A 782-nucleotide genomic window follows, 5' to 3' on the forward strand; every position below is an offset into this window, starting at 1 on the left:
CTATAAGCCCGGGTACGAAGACGATTACCTTAAACAAGTTAAGAAGTTAATCCGCGAATGATGTTCATAATCAAACAACGCATTCAGCCTTCCGGTAACGATCGGGCTACGGGGCGAAGTTTGTTCGCTCGATCAAAAGGCAAGGCTAAGTGCCGGATCGCTCCTTTCTTTACTGCTGTTGTCGTCTTGTTTGGCGCTACGGTTAGCGGCTGCGCAGATATCAAACCGTGGGTGAAACCCTACGAGCGAGACAATCTCGCAGACCCCATCATGAGCCTAAGCCGTCATGGTTATGCAGACGCGTATATGCATCATGTTTATCAAGCACGAGAAGGTGCGAGAGGTGCTGAAGGTGGCACAGGGGGAGGCTGTGGGTGTAACTAAAAAATCAGTTAAGGTATTCGCTCACCTGGTTGCCGCCCTCACGAGCATAGCGCTTTATAGCGTCAACACCTTTGCAGCGACGTTACCACCAGATGCGGTTGATATCATGCATCATCGCTATGATGGAGGGGGCATGGAGATTAGCGGCCCATCTGTTCTAGTGCGAAAGAGTATTGGGCCACAAGTGTCCGTAACAGGTCATTATTACGTCGATTCAATTTCGGCGGCATCTGTTGATGTAATCGCGACGGCAAGCGAGTACGAAGAGGAACGGACAGAATTTAGTGGCGGAATAGACTTTCTGCACGAGAAAACGATTCTTAGTGGTGGGTATACCAATAGTAGCGAAAACGATTATGAAGCAAACACCGCGTATTTTTCGGTGGCTCAAGACTTCT

At 49.1% G+C, this 782-nt stretch carries 1 protein-coding gene and 1 pseudogene; both read left to right on the plus strand.

Annotated features, from left to right (window positions below; translation table 11 throughout):
- Window positions 1–57: 57 nt before the first annotated feature.
- Window positions 58–384 carry a DUF4266 domain-containing protein gene (locus tag A3750_RS03440; RefSeq protein WP_231871693.1) on the plus strand — a complete coding sequence of 109 codons (327 nt, stop codon included), beginning with the start codon at window positions 58–60 and terminating at the stop codon, window positions 382–384.
- Window positions 344–782 (plus strand): annotated as a pseudogene (locus tag A3750_RS03445) (hypothetical protein); the annotation flags it as partial. The gene A3750_RS03440 and the pseudogene A3750_RS03445, both read left to right, overlap by 41 nt.

This window comes from Oleiphilus sp. HI0079, from assembly GCF_001635105.1.